At 70.4% G+C, this 17,566-nt stretch carries 13 protein-coding genes; 3 read left to right on the top strand and 10 right to left on the bottom strand.

What is annotated here, in order from left to right; genetic code table 11:
- Positions 1–264: 264 nt before the first annotated feature.
- Both D7V77_RS30400 and D7V77_RS30395 read left to right on the top strand, forming a co-directional pair.
- Positions 265–3,096: a serine/threonine-protein kinase gene (locus D7V77_RS30400; protein WP_120579792.1), complete on the top strand. Its 2,832-nt coding sequence runs from the start codon at positions 265–267 to the stop codon at positions 3,094–3,096.
- A gap of 149 nt (positions 3,097–3,245) precedes the next feature.
- Positions 3,246–3,803 (top strand): hypothetical protein, encoded by a 558-nt coding sequence (locus D7V77_RS30395; RefSeq protein ID WP_120579791.1) that lies wholly within the window; start codon positions 3,246–3,248, stop codon positions 3,801–3,803.
- Positions 3,804–3,955: 152 nt separating this feature from the next.
- Here the strand turns inward: D7V77_RS30395 and gyrB are convergent, their stop codons facing one another.
- Entirely contained in the window at positions 3,956–6,409 is a 2,454-nt protein-coding gene (gyrB, locus tag D7V77_RS30390) for a DNA topoisomerase (ATP-hydrolyzing) subunit B (RefSeq protein WP_120579790.1), read from the bottom strand.
- Positions 6,410–6,531: 122 nt separating this feature from the next.
- Positions 6,532–6,987 carry a hypothetical protein gene (locus tag D7V77_RS30385; protein ID WP_120579789.1) on the bottom strand — a complete coding sequence of 152 codons (456 nt, stop codon included), beginning with the start codon at positions 6,985–6,987 and terminating at the stop codon, positions 6,532–6,534.
- Between the two features lie 113 nt (positions 6,988–7,100).
- Here D7V77_RS30385 and D7V77_RS30380 point away from each other — a divergent pair, with 113 nt between their 5' ends.
- Complete coding sequence (locus D7V77_RS30380; protein ID WP_120579788.1) at positions 7,101–7,853, top strand: GNAT family N-acetyltransferase; 753 nt, start codon at positions 7,101–7,103, stop codon at positions 7,851–7,853.
- 7 nt (positions 7,854–7,860) lie between these two features.
- Here the strand turns inward: D7V77_RS30380 and D7V77_RS30375 are convergent, their stop codons facing one another.
- The 8 genes from D7V77_RS30375 to D7V77_RS30340 all read right to left on the bottom strand — a co-directional run bounded on the left by D7V77_RS30375 (position 7,861) and on the right by D7V77_RS30340 (position 17,388).
- Entirely contained in the window at positions 7,861–8,679 is an 819-nt protein-coding gene (locus D7V77_RS30375) for a helix-turn-helix domain-containing protein (RefSeq protein WP_120579787.1), read from the bottom strand.
- 5 nt (positions 8,680–8,684) lie between these two features.
- Entirely contained in the window at positions 8,685–10,850 is a 2,166-nt protein-coding gene (locus D7V77_RS30370; RefSeq protein WP_120579786.1) for a cation:proton antiporter, read from the bottom strand.
- A 108-nt stretch (positions 10,851–10,958) separates the two neighbouring features.
- Positions 10,959–11,336, bottom strand: coding sequence for a response regulator (locus D7V77_RS30365; protein WP_120579785.1), 378 nt, complete (start codon positions 11,334–11,336; stop codon positions 10,959–10,961).
- Positions 11,333–12,961 (bottom strand): ATP-binding protein, encoded by a 1,629-nt coding sequence (locus D7V77_RS45800; RefSeq protein WP_233607298.1) that lies wholly within the window; start codon positions 12,959–12,961, stop codon positions 11,333–11,335. Before D7V77_RS45800 ends, D7V77_RS30365 begins: the two co-directional genes overlap by 4 nt.
- Positions 12,962–13,191: 230 nt before the next feature.
- Positions 13,192–13,821: a TIGR02265 family protein gene (locus D7V77_RS30355; RefSeq protein WP_120579783.1), complete on the bottom strand. Its 630-nt coding sequence runs from the start codon at positions 13,819–13,821 to the stop codon at positions 13,192–13,194.
- Between the two features lie 272 nt (positions 13,822–14,093).
- The gene (locus D7V77_RS30350) at positions 14,094–15,257 is read right to left on the bottom strand and encodes an alanine--glyoxylate aminotransferase family protein (RefSeq protein ID WP_120579782.1); all 1,164 of its coding nucleotides are present in this window, start codon (positions 15,255–15,257) and stop codon (positions 14,094–14,096) included.
- A gap of 156 nt (positions 15,258–15,413) precedes the next feature.
- Complete coding sequence (locus D7V77_RS30345; protein ID WP_120579781.1) at positions 15,414–16,313, bottom strand: zinc metalloprotease; 900 nt, start codon at positions 16,311–16,313, stop codon at positions 15,414–15,416.
- 172 nt (positions 16,314–16,485) lie between these two features.
- The gene (locus D7V77_RS30340) at positions 16,486–17,388 is read right to left on the bottom strand and encodes a zinc metalloprotease (protein WP_120579780.1); all 903 of its coding nucleotides are present in this window, start codon (positions 17,386–17,388) and stop codon (positions 16,486–16,488) included.
- Positions 17,389–17,566: the final 178 nt, after the last annotated feature.

The following is a 17,566-nucleotide window of genomic DNA, read 5'->3' as shown; positions in this document are numbered from 1 at the left end:
GGTGATAACCCCGCCCCCGGAATGCGCTGAACGAAGCAGCGTGAAGAAGTGTGAACCGGCGCAACAGTCCGCCTCACGCCCCCCATCCACCCACCCTGGGACATCGCGTCACTCCCGAGGGCCGTTCCGACCCACCAGGACGCCCGCTCCTGCCCGGACAGCACCCCGAGCGAAATCTTCGCATGCCATGCGAGCGTGGTCGGGACTTTCGGTGGAAGGCGAGTATGCTGGGGCTTCCCCAAACCCGGCCTCGCCTCCCCGCCCGTGGCAGAACCCAGTCCCCAGCAATTCGGCAAGTACGTCCTGGTCTCCAAGCTTGCCGCGGGAGGCATGGCGGTCACCTACCGCGCGCGTATGACGGGCGCGATGGGCGTCACCAAGCCCTGCGTCATCAAGCAGATCCTCCCGCACTTCGTGGACGACCACGACTTCGTGGAGATGTTCATCGGCGAGGCGCGCCTCGTGGCGGGCCTGACGCACGGAAACATCGCGCAGGTCTTCGACTTCGGTGAGGTGGATGGGCAGTACTTCATCGCCATGGAGCTGGTGCACGGCCAGCCCCTGTCGAAGGTGCTGCGGCGCGCGTCGCGCGCGGGCATCGGCTTCTTCCCGCAGCCGCTGGCGCTGCACATCGCCGGCAAGCTGTGCGAGGGCCTGGACTACGCGCACCGCCACGTGGGCGAGGACGGCCAGCTGCTGGGCCTGGTCCACCGCGACGTGTCCCCGGACAACGTCCTCATCTCCTACGAGGGCGAGGTCAAGGTCATCGACTTCGGCATCGCCAAGGCCACGAGCGTCGTGGAGGCCCGGACGTCGCCGGGCACGCTCAAGGGCAAGTACCCCTACTTCTCCCCGGAGCAGGCGCAGGGGCGGCAGGACCTGGACGCGCGCACGGACGTGTACGCGGCGGGCATCGTCCTCTACGAGATGCTCTGCGGCCGGCGCCCCTTCGAGGGCGAGTTCGTCACCGTGCTGCCCCGCATCATCCAGGGCGACTGCCTGCCCCCGTCCGCCGTCAACCCGGCCATTGGCGAGGACCTGGAGACCATCGTCGCGCACGCCATGGCGGTGGACCGCGAGGCCCGCTACCAGACGGCGAAGGACCTGAGCGAGTCCGCGGTGGAGCTGCTCTACCGGGACACGCCGCGCTTCACGCCCACGATGCTGAGCCAGCTCATGACGTACCTCTTCGCGGAGGAGCTGGCCGCCGAGGGACGCAAGGTGGAGCTGCCGCCCGGCTTCAAGGAGCAGCTGGCCGCGTGGCAGTCGCCGTCGTCGGAGCCGTCCCAGGGCCGCGCGCGGATGCCGTCCAGCAACGGCCGGTCGTCCAACCCCGGCAGCCCCGGCGTGTCCCGCCCGTCCAGCCCGGGCGTGGCGCGGCCCTCCAGCCCCGGCGTGCGCGCCTCCGGCAGCTCGCCCGGCCTGCGCCCCTCCACGGATGGCGCCCCGCGCCGCTCGGCCACCCAGGCCACCGCCGTGCGCAGGAGCACCACCGGCGTGCGCCGCGTGACGACGCCAGGGGGCACCCGCGAGAACACCGGCACCGGCCGCCGCCCCCTGCCGCCCGAGCTTGCCGCCGAGCCGGACACCGACGGTGGCACGGAGCCCACGGCGATGCCCCGGGCGCTGCCCACGCTGGCCGCGCCGCATGACACGCCGGTGGAGACGGCCATCGCGCCGGAATCGCCGCGTCCACCCGAGCCGCCCGAGCCCGAGGAGAAGCAGGCCCCGCGCGCCCGCACCACGGCGGACGACGCGCGCGACAAGCTGGCCGCCGAGGCCTCCGAGCGCGAGGGCAAGCGCACGAAGCAGGTGCGCCAGCTGAGCATGCTCGTGTTCGGCATCACCGGCGTGCTGCTCGTCATCGGCCTGTTGATCCACTTCCTGTCCCCGGCCGAGGAGGGCGACGTCTCCAACGAGCCCGTCGTCCTGTGGATCACCTCCAAGCCGGAGGGCGCCTCCGTCGTCGTCAATGGCCGGCCGGTGGGGAACACGCCCAGCCGCATCATCGGCGCGGATCAACGGACGCCCCACACCATCGTCGTCACCCGACCGGGCTACCGCGCCTGGACGCGGCGCTTCACGCCCAACCAGGCGGAGGTCCACGTCAAGGCGGAGCTGGAGGTGGCGCCCGGTACCAGCCAGATGGCGTCGGAGATTCCCACCTCCAACAAGCTCGACGCGGGCGCTGAGGCCACGGACGCGGGCACGGGCGCCGTCGTCGCCGCGGTCAATGCTGGCGAGGACGCGGGCACCTCCCTGGATCTGGACGGAGGCCTGGCCACCACGGACGCGGGGACCGGGTCCACCGAGCCCGCCGCCGACCCGCTGGCGAACGACAAGGACCGCGACATGCGGCGCGCGGACTACCCCACGCGCCTGCTGGTGCTGCGCCCCATGTACAACGGGCTGCCGCTGCCGGAGTACCCCACGGCCACCATCGACGTGTCGCCCGGCGCCGCCTACTCCGTGTGGACCGAGGGCAGCGCGGCGTTCGCGGACGGCGACGGCACCGCGTCCGGCACGCTCGTCTACTACGCGGAAGGCGACCTGCCGGCGGACAACACCGTGGGCTTCATCAGCAGCGCGCCGCGCACCCTCAAGGGCGCGAAGAAGCTCCACTTCTTCGCCCTGGACGACACCGGCCTCGAGGACAACCGCGGCTCCATCCGCGTGCACCTGCGGCAGTCCGCGTACATCCCGCCCCGCTCCGTGCTGTTCGAGCCGGAGAAGAACGCCCTGGTTGTGAAGCCCCAGCACCAGATGCACCTGCGCGGCCTCAACCCCAAGTCCACCTACGCCTTCACCGTGCGCGACGACTTCGCGGAGGTGCGCTCCGGCACCCATGGCCGTGTGCACACGGTGCTGTGCGTGGAGAAGGGCCCCAAGGCCGGGTCCGTGCGCAGCTCGCACCGCCTCTTCGAGACGGGCAAGCGCTACCAGGTGTCCGGCGTGCAGGACATGCGCTGCGTCTTCCCCGACCTGCAGTTGGGGGACAACCAGGGCGCGCTCGACTTCGACATCGTCGACGTGACGAACATGTCCCGCAAGGAACGCGCGGAGGCGCTGCGCGGCGCCAAGCGCTCCGAGCGGTAGCGGACAGGCACCCGGGCACCCGCCCGGGAGCACGTCCAGCAGGCGGCCGTCGCATCCACTCCCCAGTGCCCCCCTGACGCGCGAGTCCCGCGCGAAAGGGCAGTGCCTACCCTGACGGACATCCACTTCTTCTCTTCTGGAGTCCGTTCATGATGCCTGTCCTGTCCTCCACCGGCCTGGTGCTGCACAACCTGGGGCTCGCCGTGGGGTTCGGCGGTTCGCTCTTCGGCAAGGTGGCGCTCAACCCCGCCGTGAAGGTGATTGGCTCCCACGCGGAGCGGGGACAGGTGGTGAACGCCGCGTGGAACGGCTTCAACATCGTCAACGCCGCGTCCGTGGGCCTGGCGGCCATCACCTGGCTGGTGGGCCGCTCGCGGCTGACGGGCCGGGAGATCGACCGCACCACGCGCGGGCTGGTCATCGCGAAGGACGTGCTGCTGGGCGCCACCGTGGCGCTGGGCGCGGCCAACGTCTTCGGCGGGGCTTACCTGGCGAAGCAGGCCCCCGAGGGCGCCGTCCCGGTGGAGACGGGCCTCACGCCCACCGCGAGCACGCCGGAGAAGGCCGCGAAGACGATGCGGGCGCTGGACGTGGGCGGCATCGCGAACCTCGCCGCCATGGCGGGCGTCATCGGCATCACCGCCATCCTCAACATGCGCGCGGGAGCGTCCTCGCGCTGGTCACTGGTTGCCAGGTTCCTTCCGTAAGGGCTCACGGGGGCCGCCGTGCGTCACTTCCGCGGCCCGGCTCGAAAAGGATGGGAAGGGCACGTGGGCGCGGAGCCGAAAACGGCACCGGGCCCACGGGTCTTTGTCCCCTGGGCCCGGCGTAGTGCTTCAGGCACTGCGTGTGGCGAACCTCAGATGTCCAGGTTCTGCACGTCCAGCGCGTTGCGCTCGATGAACTCGCGGCGCGGCTCCACCGCTTCACCCATGAGCAGCGAGAAGATCTCGTCGCTCTCCACCATGTCCTCCACGCGTACCTGGAGCAGCGTGCGGCGGGTGGGGTCCATGGTCGTCTCCCAGAGCTGCTCCGGGTTCATCTCGCCCAGACCCTTGTAGCGCTGCAGGCCCAGGCCCTTCTGCGCGTCCTTGCGGACCGCGGCCAGCACCTCCTGCACGGAGAACGCCGACACCTCGCCCGCGTCCACCTGGACGAGGTAGGGCGCCTTGCCCAGCGAGTGGAACACCTCGCGCAGGGCGACGAGCTCCAGGTACTCCGGCGAGGACAGGTAGGCGTGGTCGAACACGGACTCGCGCATGGAGCCGTTCACGTCCGTGGTCACCACCAGCTTGCGGGACTGGTTCTCCGCGTCTTGCGGCAGGTCGGTGGACAGCCGGCCCATCACCTCCGGCATGCGCCGCTGGCAGTAGTCGCGCATGGCGTCGAGCTCCACCTTCACCGCGGCCTCGTCCGCCAGCATCTCCGCGCGCAGCTGGGTGGCCTGCACCAGCGCGTCCACGATGCGCGCGTCGCGGCGCTTGGCCTGCTTCTCCAGCCGCTCCTCGTAGGTGATGACCTTCTCCAGCAGCGCCTTGAAGTCGCTGCCGCCCAGCTCACCGGCCGGCGTCTTCACCCGGCAGTGCTCCGCGGCGATCTTCAGGAGGTACTCGTTGAGGGCGCGCTCGTCCTTGACGTAGCTGTCCTTCTTGTTGCGCGTGACTTTGTAGAGCGGCGGCTGCGCGATGTAGACGTAGCCCCGGTCGATGAGCTCGCGCATCTGCCGGTAGAAGAACGTGAGCAGCAGCGTGCGGATGTGGCTGCCGTCCACGTCTGCGTCCGTCATCAGGATGATGCGGTGGTAGCGCGCCTTCTCCGGGTCGTAGTCCTCCGCCCCGATGCCCGTGCCCAGCGCGGTGATGAGCGTGACGATTTCGGCGCTGGTCAGCATCTTCTCGAAGCGCGCCTTCTCCACGTTCAAAATCTTGCCGCGCAGCGGGAGGATGGCCTGGTTGCGCCGGTCCCGGCCCTGCTTCGCGGAGCCACCTGCGGAGTCACCCTCCACGATGTACAGCTCGCTCTCGTGCGGGTCTCGGCTCTGACAGTCCGCGAGCTTTCCGGGAAGGCCTCCACCGTCCAGCACGCCCTTGCGGCGCACCGTCTCACGGGCCTTGCGCGCGGCGAGGCGGGCGCGGCACGCGTCGCCAATCTTCGCCACGACCTTCTTGGCCAGCGGCGGGTTCTCCTCCAGGAAGCTGGCGAGCTGATCATTCACCATCTGCTCGACCAGGCCCTTCACCTCGCTGTTGCCCAGCTTCGTCTTCGTCTGGCCCTCGAACTGGGGGTTGGAGAGCTTCACGGAGATGACCGCGGACAGGCCTTCACGCGCGTCCTCACCCGTGGGCGTCTCCTTCAGGTCCTTCCAGAGGCTGCCCTTCTCCGCGTAGCTGTTGAGCGTGCGCGTGAGCGCGGCCTTGAAGCCGGACAGGTGGCTGCCACCCTCGTGGGTGTTGATGTTGTTGGCGAAGGTGAAGATGCGCTCGTCGTAGCCATCGTTCCACTGCATGGCGATTTCGAGCGACACGCCCTCGCGCTCCGACTTGATGTAGACGGGCTTGTCGTGCAGCGCTTCCTTCGCCTTGTTGAGGTACTCCACGAAGGAGGAGATGCCGCCGTCGAACTTGAAGTCGTGCTCCTTCTGGGTGCGCTCGTCGCGGATGGTGATGTGCAGGCCCGCGTTGAGGAACGCGAGCTCGCGCAGGCGCTGGCTGAGCGTCTCGAAGTTGAAGTCCACCGTCTCCATGACCTGCGTGTCCGGCTTGAAGTGGATGGTCGTGCCGAGCTTGTCCGTGGTGCCCACTTCCTGGGGCGAACCGTTGGCCACGCCGCGCGCGTAGGACTGCTCGTAGACCTTGCCCGCGCGCTGGACGCGGACCTTGAACCACTCCGACAGGAAGTTCACGCAGGTGACGCCCACGCCGTGCAGGCCGCCGGACACCTTGTACGCGCCGTTGCCGAACTTGCTGCCGGCGTGCAGCTCCGTGAGGACGACTTCCAGCGTGTCCTTGCCCTTGAACTTGGGGTCGGGGTGCGGGCCCACGGGAATGCCGCGGCCGTTGTCCTGGACGCTGAGCGAACCATCCACGTGGATGACCACGTCGATGTCCGTGCAGTGGCCGGCCAGGGCCTCGTCCACGGAGTTGTCGACGACCTCGTAGACGAGCTTGTGGAGCCCGTAGGTCATCGTGTCGCCGATGTACATGCCGGGGCGCTTGCGGACGGCCTCCAGCCCTTCGAGCTTGGTGATGGCGTCCGTCCCATAATCGGCGGGCGGCGCGGCCGGCGCGACACCGGTAGCGGGGGTCTTTTCCATGTGAAGCGTGTCCTTGGGAAAGGCTGCCGTTGCGACAGGGCTCAAGCCCGTTGTGCCTACCACCACCGGGCATCCCGGACAAGCTCTGGGAGCCCACGCAAGGCTGCGGAAAGATTCATGAATCAGGCGTCAAAACGCGAGGGCGGGAGGCGGTCCTCCAGCGCCGAGATCAACTCTTCATAAACAGCCTTGCGGGCGAAAAGATGTCGCGTGACGAGCACCCTTCCCTCTTCCTTGAGGAACAGGCCCAGCACGCTCCCTTTGCGGCCGACCCGGCGCACGGAATCAATCTGTCCCCAGTGCAACTCCAACGACTGGCCGCTGAAGGGCCGGGCCACCCGCACGCCCGCGGCGTCCAGGGTGATGCCCCACTGCGCGCGAGGGCGCAGGCGGTGGACGGAGACGAGGAAGGTCAACATCAGGCCCGCGCTGATGCCGGCCCGCGCCATGGCGACCAGCCCCCCGCCGCCCCGGTAGTCCGCCAGGGCCCAGGCGGTGAGGACCGCCAGGAGGCACGCGCCCAGGGTGAGGCCGATTCGGGTGGGACGTGGATCGAACGAGAAGAAGCGCGGGGTCATGGTGGCGGGCCCAAAAGGGATGGAAACCTAACCCCCTGGCGCACGGTGTGCGCGTCCTTTCCTCCGGGGCTGTTCTTTGGCCGTCGTCCCCGCGCATAGGCTGGCCGGCACGCATGACGGATGCCGAACTCACCCTGCGCCTGCACACCAACCTCATCGCCTTCAAACGCCTCCAGGCCGAGCGCGGCCCGCTGCGCCACCTGCACCTCCCCGGCGTGGACGCGTTCGCGCTGCCTGGCTACCAGGACGCGCACTTCCAGCAGGTCCTCTTCACGGACGCGGACGCGCTGGCGGCCGCGCTGCCGGCCATCACGGACTTCTACCGGGGGCATGGGCTGCCCCGCTGGCGGGTCACCCTGACGCCGGGGCAGCGGGACGCGACGCGGGTGCTGGGCGCCGCGGGCTACCGGCCGGACTTCACCGTGGTGGCCATGGGCGCCTGGCTGAAGGAGCTGCCGGACGCGGCGCCCGGGGTGCCGGTGGAGCCCGTGGAGGACATGGACGACCTGGTGGAGATCAACGTCCAGACCTACGGCACGGAGTGGCGGGACATCCTCTCCGTGTGGCAGCGGCCGCCCCGCCTGCCGGTGCACACCGTGGTGGCGCGCGAGCACGGCCGGGCGCTGTCCTGCGGGCTGGCGGTGGACGTGGCGGACACGGCGGGCGTGTACCTGGTGGCCACCCACCCGGAGGCCCGGGGGTTGGGGCTCGCGTCGGCGGTAATGCGCGGAATCATCTCCGAGGCCCGCAAGCGCGGGTGCACCGCGACGGTGCTCCAGTCCACCCCGGCGGGCATCCGCGTGTACCGCCACCTGGGCTACCGCGACCTGGGCCCCTGGGAGCACTGGGTGCCCCAGGGGCGCTGAAGGCGCGCTAGCGCAGCGTTTCCAGCTCCTCCAGCGTCTCCAGCACCCGCTGGGGTTCCTCCAGGCCGTGGAGCCGGTCCGCCAGGCCGCGCCCCGCGAGCCGGGCCACGTGCGCCAGCCGCATCAGCCTCGCGCGGCCCACGTGGCCGTCCACCAGCGCCACCACCAGCCGCAGGGGCTGGCCGTCCGGCGCGTCCACCTTCAGGGGCCGGGCCAGCGTCACCAGCGCCGCCACCGGGGCCGCGCCGGGCACGAACGCGTGCGGCACCGCCACGCCGCTGCCCACCTGGGACGGGGCCGTGCCCTCGCGCTGGCGCAGGCCCTCCGCGAGCGCCGCCCCGTCCACGCCGGGCAGGGCCGCCGCCAGCCGTCCGGCCGCCACGTCCAGCGCGTCCTCGTAGTCCCCGCAGGAGAGCTGCAACACCACCCGCTCCGCGCTCAGGAGCGGCCCCAGCGGGGGCACGGGTTCGTTGCCGCGCACCTCACGCAGGGGGAACTCCGCGTCCAGGAAGGCCCGCACGCGCGCCAGCTGCGCGCCGGTGAGCTTGCGCCGCGCGATGTCCAACATCAGCGTCCCCGCGGCGGGCACGTCCTCCAGGTAGCCCGCGACGTACGGGCTCACCCGGTTGGCCACGTCCATCAGCAGCCCCGGGGGCACGTCCAGCTCCCGGGCGATGGCCGTCAGCCGCTCCTGCGTGGGCGGCGCGTCCACGCCGTTCTCCACGCGGCTCAGGTACGCGCTGGACACGCCGATGCGGCGCGCCAGGTCGCGCAGGGACAACCCCGCGTCCACCCGAAGGAGACGCAGCGTGGCACCCAGGTGCATGGCGGTCAGCTCCGCGCGCTCAGCGGCTGCGCCGCCTCTGGAGTCGCGCCCTGCGTCCGGGCCTGCTCCGGAGTCTGGGCCAGCACCGGCGCCCCCTCCGGGTGACGCACGAGCAGCAGCGAGGCGGGCGCGTCGCGCACGATTCGCTCGCGCTGAACGCCGAACAACCGGTCTTCCAGGCCCCATTCGGTCCCCAGGCCCACCACCACGAGGTCGTAACCCGCCTTCGCTTCTTCCAGCGCGGCCTCTTCCGGCGACGCGTGGCGCACCACCTTCAGCTTCACGGAGGCGCCCTCGTCCGCGGGGAACAGCTCCTCCACCTGCGCGCGGCCCGCGCCCGCGCCCTCGGGAGAGGTCACGTGCAGCACCGTCACCTCCGCGCCGGCCTGCTTCACCAGCCGCCGCGCCAGGCCCAGCGCCGCCCGGTCATGCCGGCTGCCCACGAAGGGCACCAGCACCCGGCGCACCTGCGACAGGCCGCGGTCCACCAGCACCGCCACCGTGCCGCCCGCCTCCTGCATCACCTCGTGCACCGTGCCGCCCAGCACCGTCTGGCTGAAGAGCGGCTTGTGCCAGCCCAGCAGCACCAGGTCCGCGCGCTTCGCCTGCGCCGTGCGGCAGATGTCCCGCGCGGGCTCCGACGACACGAACGACAGCGTGCGCACGGACAGCCCCAGCTTCTCCGCGCGGCCCACCAGGGGCGCCAGCGCTCCGCCAGACGCGGCGGTGGGATCCAGCGCCTCCTCCCCTCGGGCCTTGAGCGAGCGCTCCGGGGACAGGAGGTGCAGCGCGTAGAGGTTCGCCTCGTTGCGCTCGCCCGACAGCGCGCGGGACAGCACCGCCATGCCCGGACCGGCCTGCCCGTGCGACACGCACAGCAGCACCGTGTACGCGGACGGGGGCAGCGCAGGCTCCGACGCGCCCAGCAGCTGATCGCGCGCCTGCTCCTCCGGCGAATACAGCAGGCGCAGGAACGGCGTGGTCATGAAGGTCGTGACCAGCGCCATGATGACCATCATCGTGAAGAGCGTGGGCGAGATGACGCCCAGGTCCAGGCCCAGGTTGAGCACGATGAGCTCCATCAGGCCGCGCGTGTTCATCAGGATGCCGATGGCGCCCGCCTCCCGCCACCGCAGGCCCGTGAGGCGCGCCGCCACCGCGCTGCCGCCGAACTTGCCCAGGCACGCCAGGACGATGATGACGCCGCACGTGAGCCACGCCTCCGGGGTGTCCAACAGGCCCAGCTGCGTGCGCAGGCCGCTGAAGGCGAAGAACACGGGCAACAGCAACACGACGGCCACGTCCTCCAGCTTCTCCGCCAGCGCCACCGCCAGCCCGCCCTCCTTGGGAATCACCGCGCCGAACATGAAGGCGCCGAAGAGCGAGTGGATGCCGATGTATTCCGTGGTCCACGCGGAGCCGAGCAGCAGCACCAGGGTGATGGCCACCACGTTCTGGGTGAGCCCCTCGCGGTTGGCCACGCGCGCGCCCAGCCGGGCGAGGAACGGCTTCACCAGCAGCAGCATGAAGGCGATGTAGAGCAGCGCGAACAGCGTGGTGAGCCCCGCGTGCGCCAGGTCCGACGCGCGCACCAGCGACACCACGAACGCCAGGATGCACCACGCCGTCACGTCGTCCACCGCCGCGCACGCGATGGCGATGGCGCCCAGCTTCGACTGCATCAGCCCGCGCTCCGTGAGGATGCGCGCCAGCACCGGGAAGGCCGTGATGCTCATGGACACGCCCATGAACAGCACGAACGAGGAGAACGGCACGTCCGGGCTGGACAGCGACTTGTACAGCCACAGCGCGCCCGCACCCGCACCCAGGGCGAACGGGACGACGATGCTGGAGTGGCTGATGGCCACCGACGCGTGCCCCCGCCCCTTCAACAGCTTGGGGTCCAGCTCCAGGCCGATGAGGAACATGAAGAGCACCAGGCCGACCTCGGCCAGCATCTTCAGGAACGGCATGGACTCCGGCGGGAACAGCCAGTGCATGGCGCCCGGAGCCAGCCAGCCCAGGAGTGACGGGCCCAGCGCGATGCCCGCCACCACCTCCGCGATGACCAGGGGCTGCCCCAGCCAACGAGCACCCCGGCCAATGAGCCGGGACACCGCGATGATGACGATGAGCTGGACCAGGAGCTGGGCGAGCATGTGGGGATTCATCGGACAGGCCTCGCCGGGAAAGTGTTAAGGATGCACTTACCAAGGCGTCTCGCGCAGCGTCAACACGCGCGAGCAGGGCCGCCCGCGCGAGAAGACACACCCGGAGTGTCAGGAGGCTTCGGAGGCCTTGTTGGCCGCCACGGCCTTGAGGAGCGTCTCCACGTCCACCGGCTTGCGCAGGTAGCCGCAGGCGCCCATCTCCTCCGCGACCTGGCGCGCGTTGGCGGAGGCGGAGAAGACGAGCACGGGGATGTCCCGCCACGCCTCCACCTGGCGCATCTGCCGGCCGAAGGTCGCGCCGTCCATCACCGGCATCATCATGTCCAGCAGGACCAGCGACGGCGTCACCGGCTCCCGGCGGAGCACCTCCAGCGCCTGAAGGCCGTTGCCCGCTCCGAAGACGGTGTAGCCCGCGTCGCGAAGCACTTCCTCCAGCGCCTCCCGCAGGTCCGTGTCGTCATCCACCACCAACACCGGCCGACTCACTCGCGCGACTCCTTCTCCAGCGGCAGCTCCAACGTGAAGCGCGCGCCCTCTCCCGCGGCGGGCTCCGCCCAGGCCCGACCGCCGTGCGCCTCCGCGGCGCGGCGGGCGAGGTAGAGCCCCAGGCCCAGGCCTCCATACGAATGCGAGCTGACCGCGCGGCCGAAGCGCTCGAAGATGCGCTCCACCTGGTCCACGGGCACGCCGATGCCCCGGTCGCGCACCTGGATGCGCGCGAAGCTCTCTTCCCGCCCCACGTCCACCTCCACCGGCCGTCCCGGACCGAACTTGAGCGCGTTGGATATCAACGCCGCCACGGCCTGGTCCACGCGGAGCCGGTCCCACGTCCCCCAGAGTCCGCGGCGAGGCGACTGGCGCAGCTCGCACCCGGCCGCGCGGGCCTCCGCCTGGTAGCGGTCCAGCACTTCGGAGACCAGCTCCTCCAGGTCGAAGCGCTCGGGCATGAGCGACAGCTCGCCGCTGGACAGCTGCGACACGTCCAGGAGGCCCTCCACCAGCGTGCCCAGCCGGCGCACCTGGCGCACGCTGCGCTCCAGGCGCGTCACCACGTCCGGCTCCAGCTTGTGCGCCTCCGTGCGCTGCAACAGCGTGCCCAGCTGCAGCCGCAGCGTGGTGAGCGGCGTGCGCAGCTCGTGCGCGGCCACGGTGAGGAACTCGTCGCGCAGGCGCACCGCTTCGCGCGCCTCCTGGAAGAGCCGCGCGTTCTCCAGCACCAGCCCCGTCCTGCGCGCCAGCTCCTGCGCCAGCGACAGGTCCACCGGCGCGAGCGTGCGCTCGCCCAGCGTGCCCATGGACAGCACGCCCAGCCGACCATCGTTGCCGGGCAGGGCCACGTTCACCACCGAGCGCAGCCCCAGCCCGTCGATGGCGCGCTGGTGCGCCACGTCCTTGGTGATGGGCTCCGGGCGCTTGCGCACGTCCGGCATGAACTCCGGCTGACCGGTGCGCAGCACGTACGCGGGGCCCGCGGCGGCCTGGGGGTCCAGCGGGAAGCGCTGGTCCAGCTTCCAGGCATGGGCGCGCCGCTCCGCGTCCGGGTGCGCCAGCGCCACCAGCCGCAGGCCGCCCTGGTCCGGGTCCTGGAGGAAGAAGGCGCACCAGTCCGCCACCCGGGGCACCATCAGCTGCACCAGCTGATCCAACCGCGCCGCCTGCTCCAGGGACGCGGTGAGCAGCTCGCTGGCCTTGGCCAGGATGTCGCGGTCCACCTCCTCCCGCGCGCGCTCGCGCCGCACGCGCGTCTCCTCCAGCTCGCGAGCCACCGCCGGGCCCAGCCGGGCCATCCGGTCCTTGGAGAAGCAGTCGCGCGCGCCCGCCTTCATCAGCGTGACGGCCTGGTCCTCGCTCAGCTGGCTGGACAGGACGATGAGGGGCACGTCCCGCCCCTGCGAGTGCAGGAGCGACAGCACGTCCAGCGCGTTGAAGCGCGGCAGCCGGTAGTCACACAGCACCAGGTCCCACGGTCCGGTGGCCAGCGCTTCGCGCAGCGCCTCCAGCGTCTCCACGCGCCGGGCCATGGGCAGGTAGCCCGCCTGCTCCAGCTCCGCCGTCACCAGCGCCGCGTCGTTGACGCTGTCCTCCACGAGCAACAGCCGGAAGGGCGTCATGCCCGGGCCCCACCCATCAGCCCAGGGGACTGACATCGCCCCTTCGGCCGGGAGCCTCGTGCTGCATCCATTCGCGTTGCTCCTCCCGTGGGGTGTGGGCCGCTTTCACCACATGCTAGTGGCCCTCCCTGTCACGCCAGCGGGAGAAATGGCGGACGTTCAGCACCGAGCGCTGGCTGGTGAACGTCCCGCGCCAGCGCCCCACCCCACGAGGGTGAAACAGCCCCGGATTACCAGGAAACGTCGTACTCGGTATCGAGCAGGGACAGCTGCCGCCCATGCACCTGGACGTCCTGGGCCCCCACGGCCTCCAGGGCGGCCTGGAGCACGCCCTCGTGGTACGGCGCGGGCATGAAGTCCCGGCGCATCACGAAGCGGGCGCTGTTGTCCCCGGTCCAGAGCACGCTGCGCTCGCCGTAGCTCACCGCGACGCGGTAGTTCTCGATCATGTGCTGGAGCATCCGCCGGGGGTTGCGGCCGGCCGCCTGCATCAGGTCCCGGCCGAACATGGAGGCCAGGAAGTCCACCGTGGCCTGCGTCCCGATGTACCGCAGCGCCTGCTCCCAGTCGCCCAGCTGGGGGCGCAGGAGCCGCGTCGCCTCGGCGGACATCTCCAGGAAGAGCGTCACCGGGTACAGCTCCGCGGCGTTCAGCTCCTTCAACCCGGACGCCGCCAGGCACCGTGCTCCGGCTTCCTCGCCCTGGAGGAAGTTCACCACCCCCACCACGCCCTGGAAGAACATCCCGCGCGCCCCGTCTTCCGGGGTCGCGGCCAGGCACCGCTCCGTCAGGTGCCACGCCGCGCACTCCGCCGCCCAGCCCGCCGCCTTCGTCGAACCTTCCACCGGTCCGCGATCCATACCGACCTCCACTTCCACTTCAGGCGCTGGAATTGGCCCCCGTTTCGTGGGTCCATCCGCCAGCGCAGCCCTTCCCCCTCACAGGTGCCGGGGCCCACGCCCCGCTCACACCGTGCAGCCCAATCACATAATTCCATCAGAACGGCAAGAAATCCCAGTAAGACAGGAAGTACCTGCCATTATCTCCCGGATTACTCAATTCTAATGGGAGTGCGAACGGGCTTTCTTATACCCTGAGAAAGAGCTGAGGGCCAGACCCCACACTCCGGGTCTTACCCGGAGAGCGCGGATTGTGCGGCCGCGACGGCGGTTCCGGGGGCGAACGCGCGGTGACCGGCGGCGTGGAGGGCGCGCTCGATGGCGCCCACGGTGACGAGCACGTCCCCGGCGCTGACGCGGTTCATGTGGCCCACGCGGAAGTAGCGCGTCTTGATTTCCGGGTGGAGGCCGCCGGCGATGGCCACGCCCTGCGCCTTCACGCGGCCCACGAGCGTCGCGTCCACGCCGTCCGGGTAGTACACGGCGCTCAAGGTGTTGGCGGCCACGGCCTCCGAGGTGGGGACGAGCCGCAGGCCCAGCGCGCTCCAGGCGGCGCGGAAGGCACGGGCCATGCGGCGGTGGCGCTCGAAGCGGGCCTCCATGCCCTCCGCCAGGATCTGTCCCAGGCTGACGTCCAGCGCGCACACCAGGGACGTGGGCGGGGTGGCGAAGTAGGCGGGCTTGCCGGCTTCGTAGGCCTCCATCACCGGCAGCCACTCCGCCCAGTCCGCGTACACGCTGGCGACGGGCGCCTTGCGAGCCTTCCACGCGGCGAGCGCGCGAGTGCTCACCGTGAGGAGCGCCAGGCCCGGCGGCACGCCCACCGCCTTCTGGCTGGCGGTGAGGTACACGTCCGCGCCCCACGCGTCCTGCTGGAAGGACTCGCCGGCGGTGGCGCACACGCCGTCCACCACGGCCAGGACGCCGTACTGGCGCGCGGCCTTCACCAGCGGCTCCACGGGGGCGAGCACCGCGGTGGAGGTGTCCACGTGGGTGACGGTCATCAGCTTGAAGCCGCCGCTCCGCAGCTCCGCCTCCACCTGGGCCACCTCCGGGGCGCTGCCCACGCTGGCCGCGCGCACGTGCGTCACCTTCGCGCCGTGACGCTCCAGGATGTGGGCCATGCGGTCGCTGAAGTAGCCGGTGTTCACCACCAGCGCGCGGTCGCCGGGCTCGATGAGGTTGGCCACGGCGAGCTCCATGGCCAGCGTGCCGCTGCCGGAGACGACGAAGGGCTGCGCGCCGGGGGCGAGCGACACCTCGCGCAGGCGCTTGAGGGCCCGGCCGAAGGTGGCGATGAAGCCCGCGTCCAGGTGCCCGGGCACCGGCCCGGACATCGCCTGCAACACGTCCGCGTCCACGTCCACCGGCCCGGGAATCATCAACAGGTCTCTCACGGCGCCACTCCTCCTGAAGGCCCCCTCCGGACAGCCGAAGGGCGGTCCCCCACTGTGGCCAGCGCGGGCCCGGCTTGTCCACGCTGGAAACACAGACGCCGGAGCCCCCGCGGTGGGGACTCCGGCGTCATGGACTTCAGGAAGCGAAGGGATGGACTAGCGGTACGTCGCGGTCAGGCTGTCCGCGCGGGTCACCTGGCCAGCGGTGAACTGGTTCATGCAGTTGTCGTCCGTGTAGTCCATGAAGTTGTAGATGGGGTCCACGCCGCCGCCCGCGCAGGTGTCGCGGTTGACGGGGCAGCCAAACGCGGCCGAGGCCTCCGGAGGCGTGTCGCTGACGGAGTCACCCGGGTTGGCGCAGCCGCCCTGGAACGTGTGGTACAGGCCCAGCCAGTGGCCGACCTCGTGCGTGGCCGTGTCGCCCTCGTTGTACGGGGCCGCCGTGCCGCCAGGGACGCTGCTGTAGAGCATGACCACGCCGTCCATCTTCGGCTGGCTGCTGTAGCTGGAGGGGAAGGTCGCCCAGCCCAGCAGGCCGCCCTTGAGGTTGGCGGTGTAGATGTTCAGCGACTCCGGGCCGCCCTTGCGCAGGGCCTGCTTCATCTTCTTCTCCGCGGCGGAGCCCGAACCCAGCGCGAACCACTGGGTGTTCGTGGTGCGGTCCGTGCCGGCCAGCGTGAACGTGAACGGGGTGTTGGCGTACGCCGCGTTCAACACGTTCATCTGCGAGGTGATCTGCGAGTCCGGAACGTCGCCGTTGGCGAGGCCCGTGCCCTTGTTGATGACGTGGAAGTACACGGGCACGTTCACCGAGCCCACCGCGCGCTTCGCGTGCACGCCGCGGTTCGCCAGCGCCGCTTCAATCTCCAGCTTCTCGTCGGCGGACGGCTCGATGGTCGCGCAGCCACGGTGCGGGACGGCCTGCTGGGTGGCGGACTCCTCCGCCGGGGCCTGCTCCTCGGGGGCCGGGGCGTTGCTGCTGCAACCCGCCAGGGACATCAGGGTGCCAAGGACCACCGCGACACGACCACCGCGCTGCGCGACGTAACGAAGCATGTGTCTCCAACTCCTCGCGAATGAGTGAAACACCGGCGCACGGATGAAACAGACATCGCGTCCGGGCCGGGACGCGGCGAGTCTGTGTTTCAACCCGAAAATGGAAAACGCCGGAGCCCCCTGAACGGAGACCCCGGCGTCGTCACATCGGCCACAGCCGCGCTGTTTATTTCTAGCGGTACGTCGCGGTCAGGCTGTCCGCGCGGGCGCTCTGGCCGGCGGTGAACTGGTTCATGCAGCTGTCGTCGGTGTAGTCCATGAAGTTGTAGATGGGGTCCGCGCCGCCACCGGAGCAGGTGTCACGGCCGGCGGGGCAGCCGTACGCGGGCGAGGCCTCCGGAGGCGTGTCGCTGACGGAGTCACCCGAGGCGGAGCAGCCGCCCTGGAACGTGTGGTACAGGCCCACCCAGTGGCCGACTTCGTGCGTGCCCGTGTCGCCCAGGTTGTAGGGGGACGCCGTGCCGCCGGGGACGCTGCTGTAGAGCATGACCACGCCGTCCATCTTCGGCTGGGACGTGTAGCTGGAGGGGAAGGTCGCCCAGCCCAGCAGGCCGCCGCTGAGGTTCGCCGTGTAGATGTTCAGCGACTCCTTGCCACCCTTGCGCAGGGTGTTCTTCATGTTCTTCTCGTTGGTGCTGCCCTGCGCCAGGGCGAACCAGGACGTGTTGGTCGTGCGGTCCGTGCCGGCCAGCGTGAACTTGAACGGGGTGTTGGCGTACGCCGCGTTCAGCACGTTCATCTGCGCGGTGATCTGCGAGTCCGGAACGTCGCCGTTGGCGACGCCCGTGCCCTTGCGGATGACGTGGAAGTAGACGGGCACGTTCACCGAACCCACCGCGCGCTTGGCCGACACGCGGCCCGCGATCGCAGCCTCGATCTCCAGCTTCTCGTCAGCCGACGGCTCAACGGTCGCACAACCACGGTGCGGGATGGCCTGCGCGTTGGTGGTCTCCTCCGCGGGAGCGGGAGTCTGCTCCTCGGTGGTCGGGGCGTTGTTGTTACAGCCCACCAGGGACATCAGGGTGCCAACGACCACCGCGATACGGCCACTGCGCTGCGCGACGTGACGAAGCATGGTTTCCCAACTCCTCGAAAAGTAGGGGGGAGCAGGAATACGATTTTAGTGACTCCAGAGTCAATCCACGGACAGTCCTGGAAACATCGTAAATCAGTATGTGCTCAAACAGTCGCTCAGGGCGTCGGAGCGGGAGCGTCACCCGCGTCCGGGGCGGGCGTGAGCGGGGTGCCGTCTC

The organism is Corallococcus sp. CA041A (assembly GCF_003612075.1).
Lineage (GTDB): Bacteria > Myxococcota > Myxococcia > Myxococcales > Myxococcaceae > Corallococcus > Corallococcus exiguus.
The sequence above is the reverse complement of the archived record's forward strand: the minus strand, read 5'-3'. Positions and strand labels throughout refer to the sequence as shown.

Coding starts and splice junctions, on each gene's coding strand:
- D7V77_RS30340 (WP_120579780.1), bottom strand. CDS start 17,388: ATGCTTCGTCACGTCGCGCAGCGCAGTGGCCGTATCGCGGTGGTCGTT.
- D7V77_RS30380 (WP_120579788.1), top strand. CDS start 7,101: ATGACGGATGCCGAACTCACCCTGCGCCTGCACACCAACCTCATCGCC.
- gyrB (WP_120579790.1), bottom strand. CDS start 6,409: ATGGAAAAGACCCCCGCTACCGGTGTCGCGCCGGCCGCGCCGCCCGCC.
- D7V77_RS45800 (WP_233607298.1), bottom strand. CDS start 12,961: ATGACGCCCTTCCGGCTGTTGCTCGTGGAGGACAGCGTCAACGACGCG.
- D7V77_RS30375 (WP_120579787.1), bottom strand. CDS start 8,679: ATGCACCTGGGTGCCACGCTGCGTCTCCTTCGGGTGGACGCGGGGTTG.
- D7V77_RS30345 (WP_120579781.1), bottom strand. CDS start 16,313: ATGCTTCGTTACGTCGCGCAGCGCGGTGGTCGTGTCGCGGTGGTCCTT.
- D7V77_RS30395 (WP_120579791.1), top strand. CDS start 3,246: ATGATGCCTGTCCTGTCCTCCACCGGCCTGGTGCTGCACAACCTGGGG.
- D7V77_RS30355 (WP_120579783.1), bottom strand. CDS start 13,821: ATGGATCGCGGACCGGTGGAAGGTTCGACGAAGGCGGCGGGCTGGGCG.
- D7V77_RS30370 (WP_120579786.1), bottom strand. CDS start 10,850: ATGAATCCCCACATGCTCGCCCAGCTCCTGGTCCAGCTCATCGTCATC.
- D7V77_RS30385 (WP_120579789.1), bottom strand. CDS start 6,987: ATGACCCCGCGCTTCTTCTCGTTCGATCCACGTCCCACCCGAATCGGC.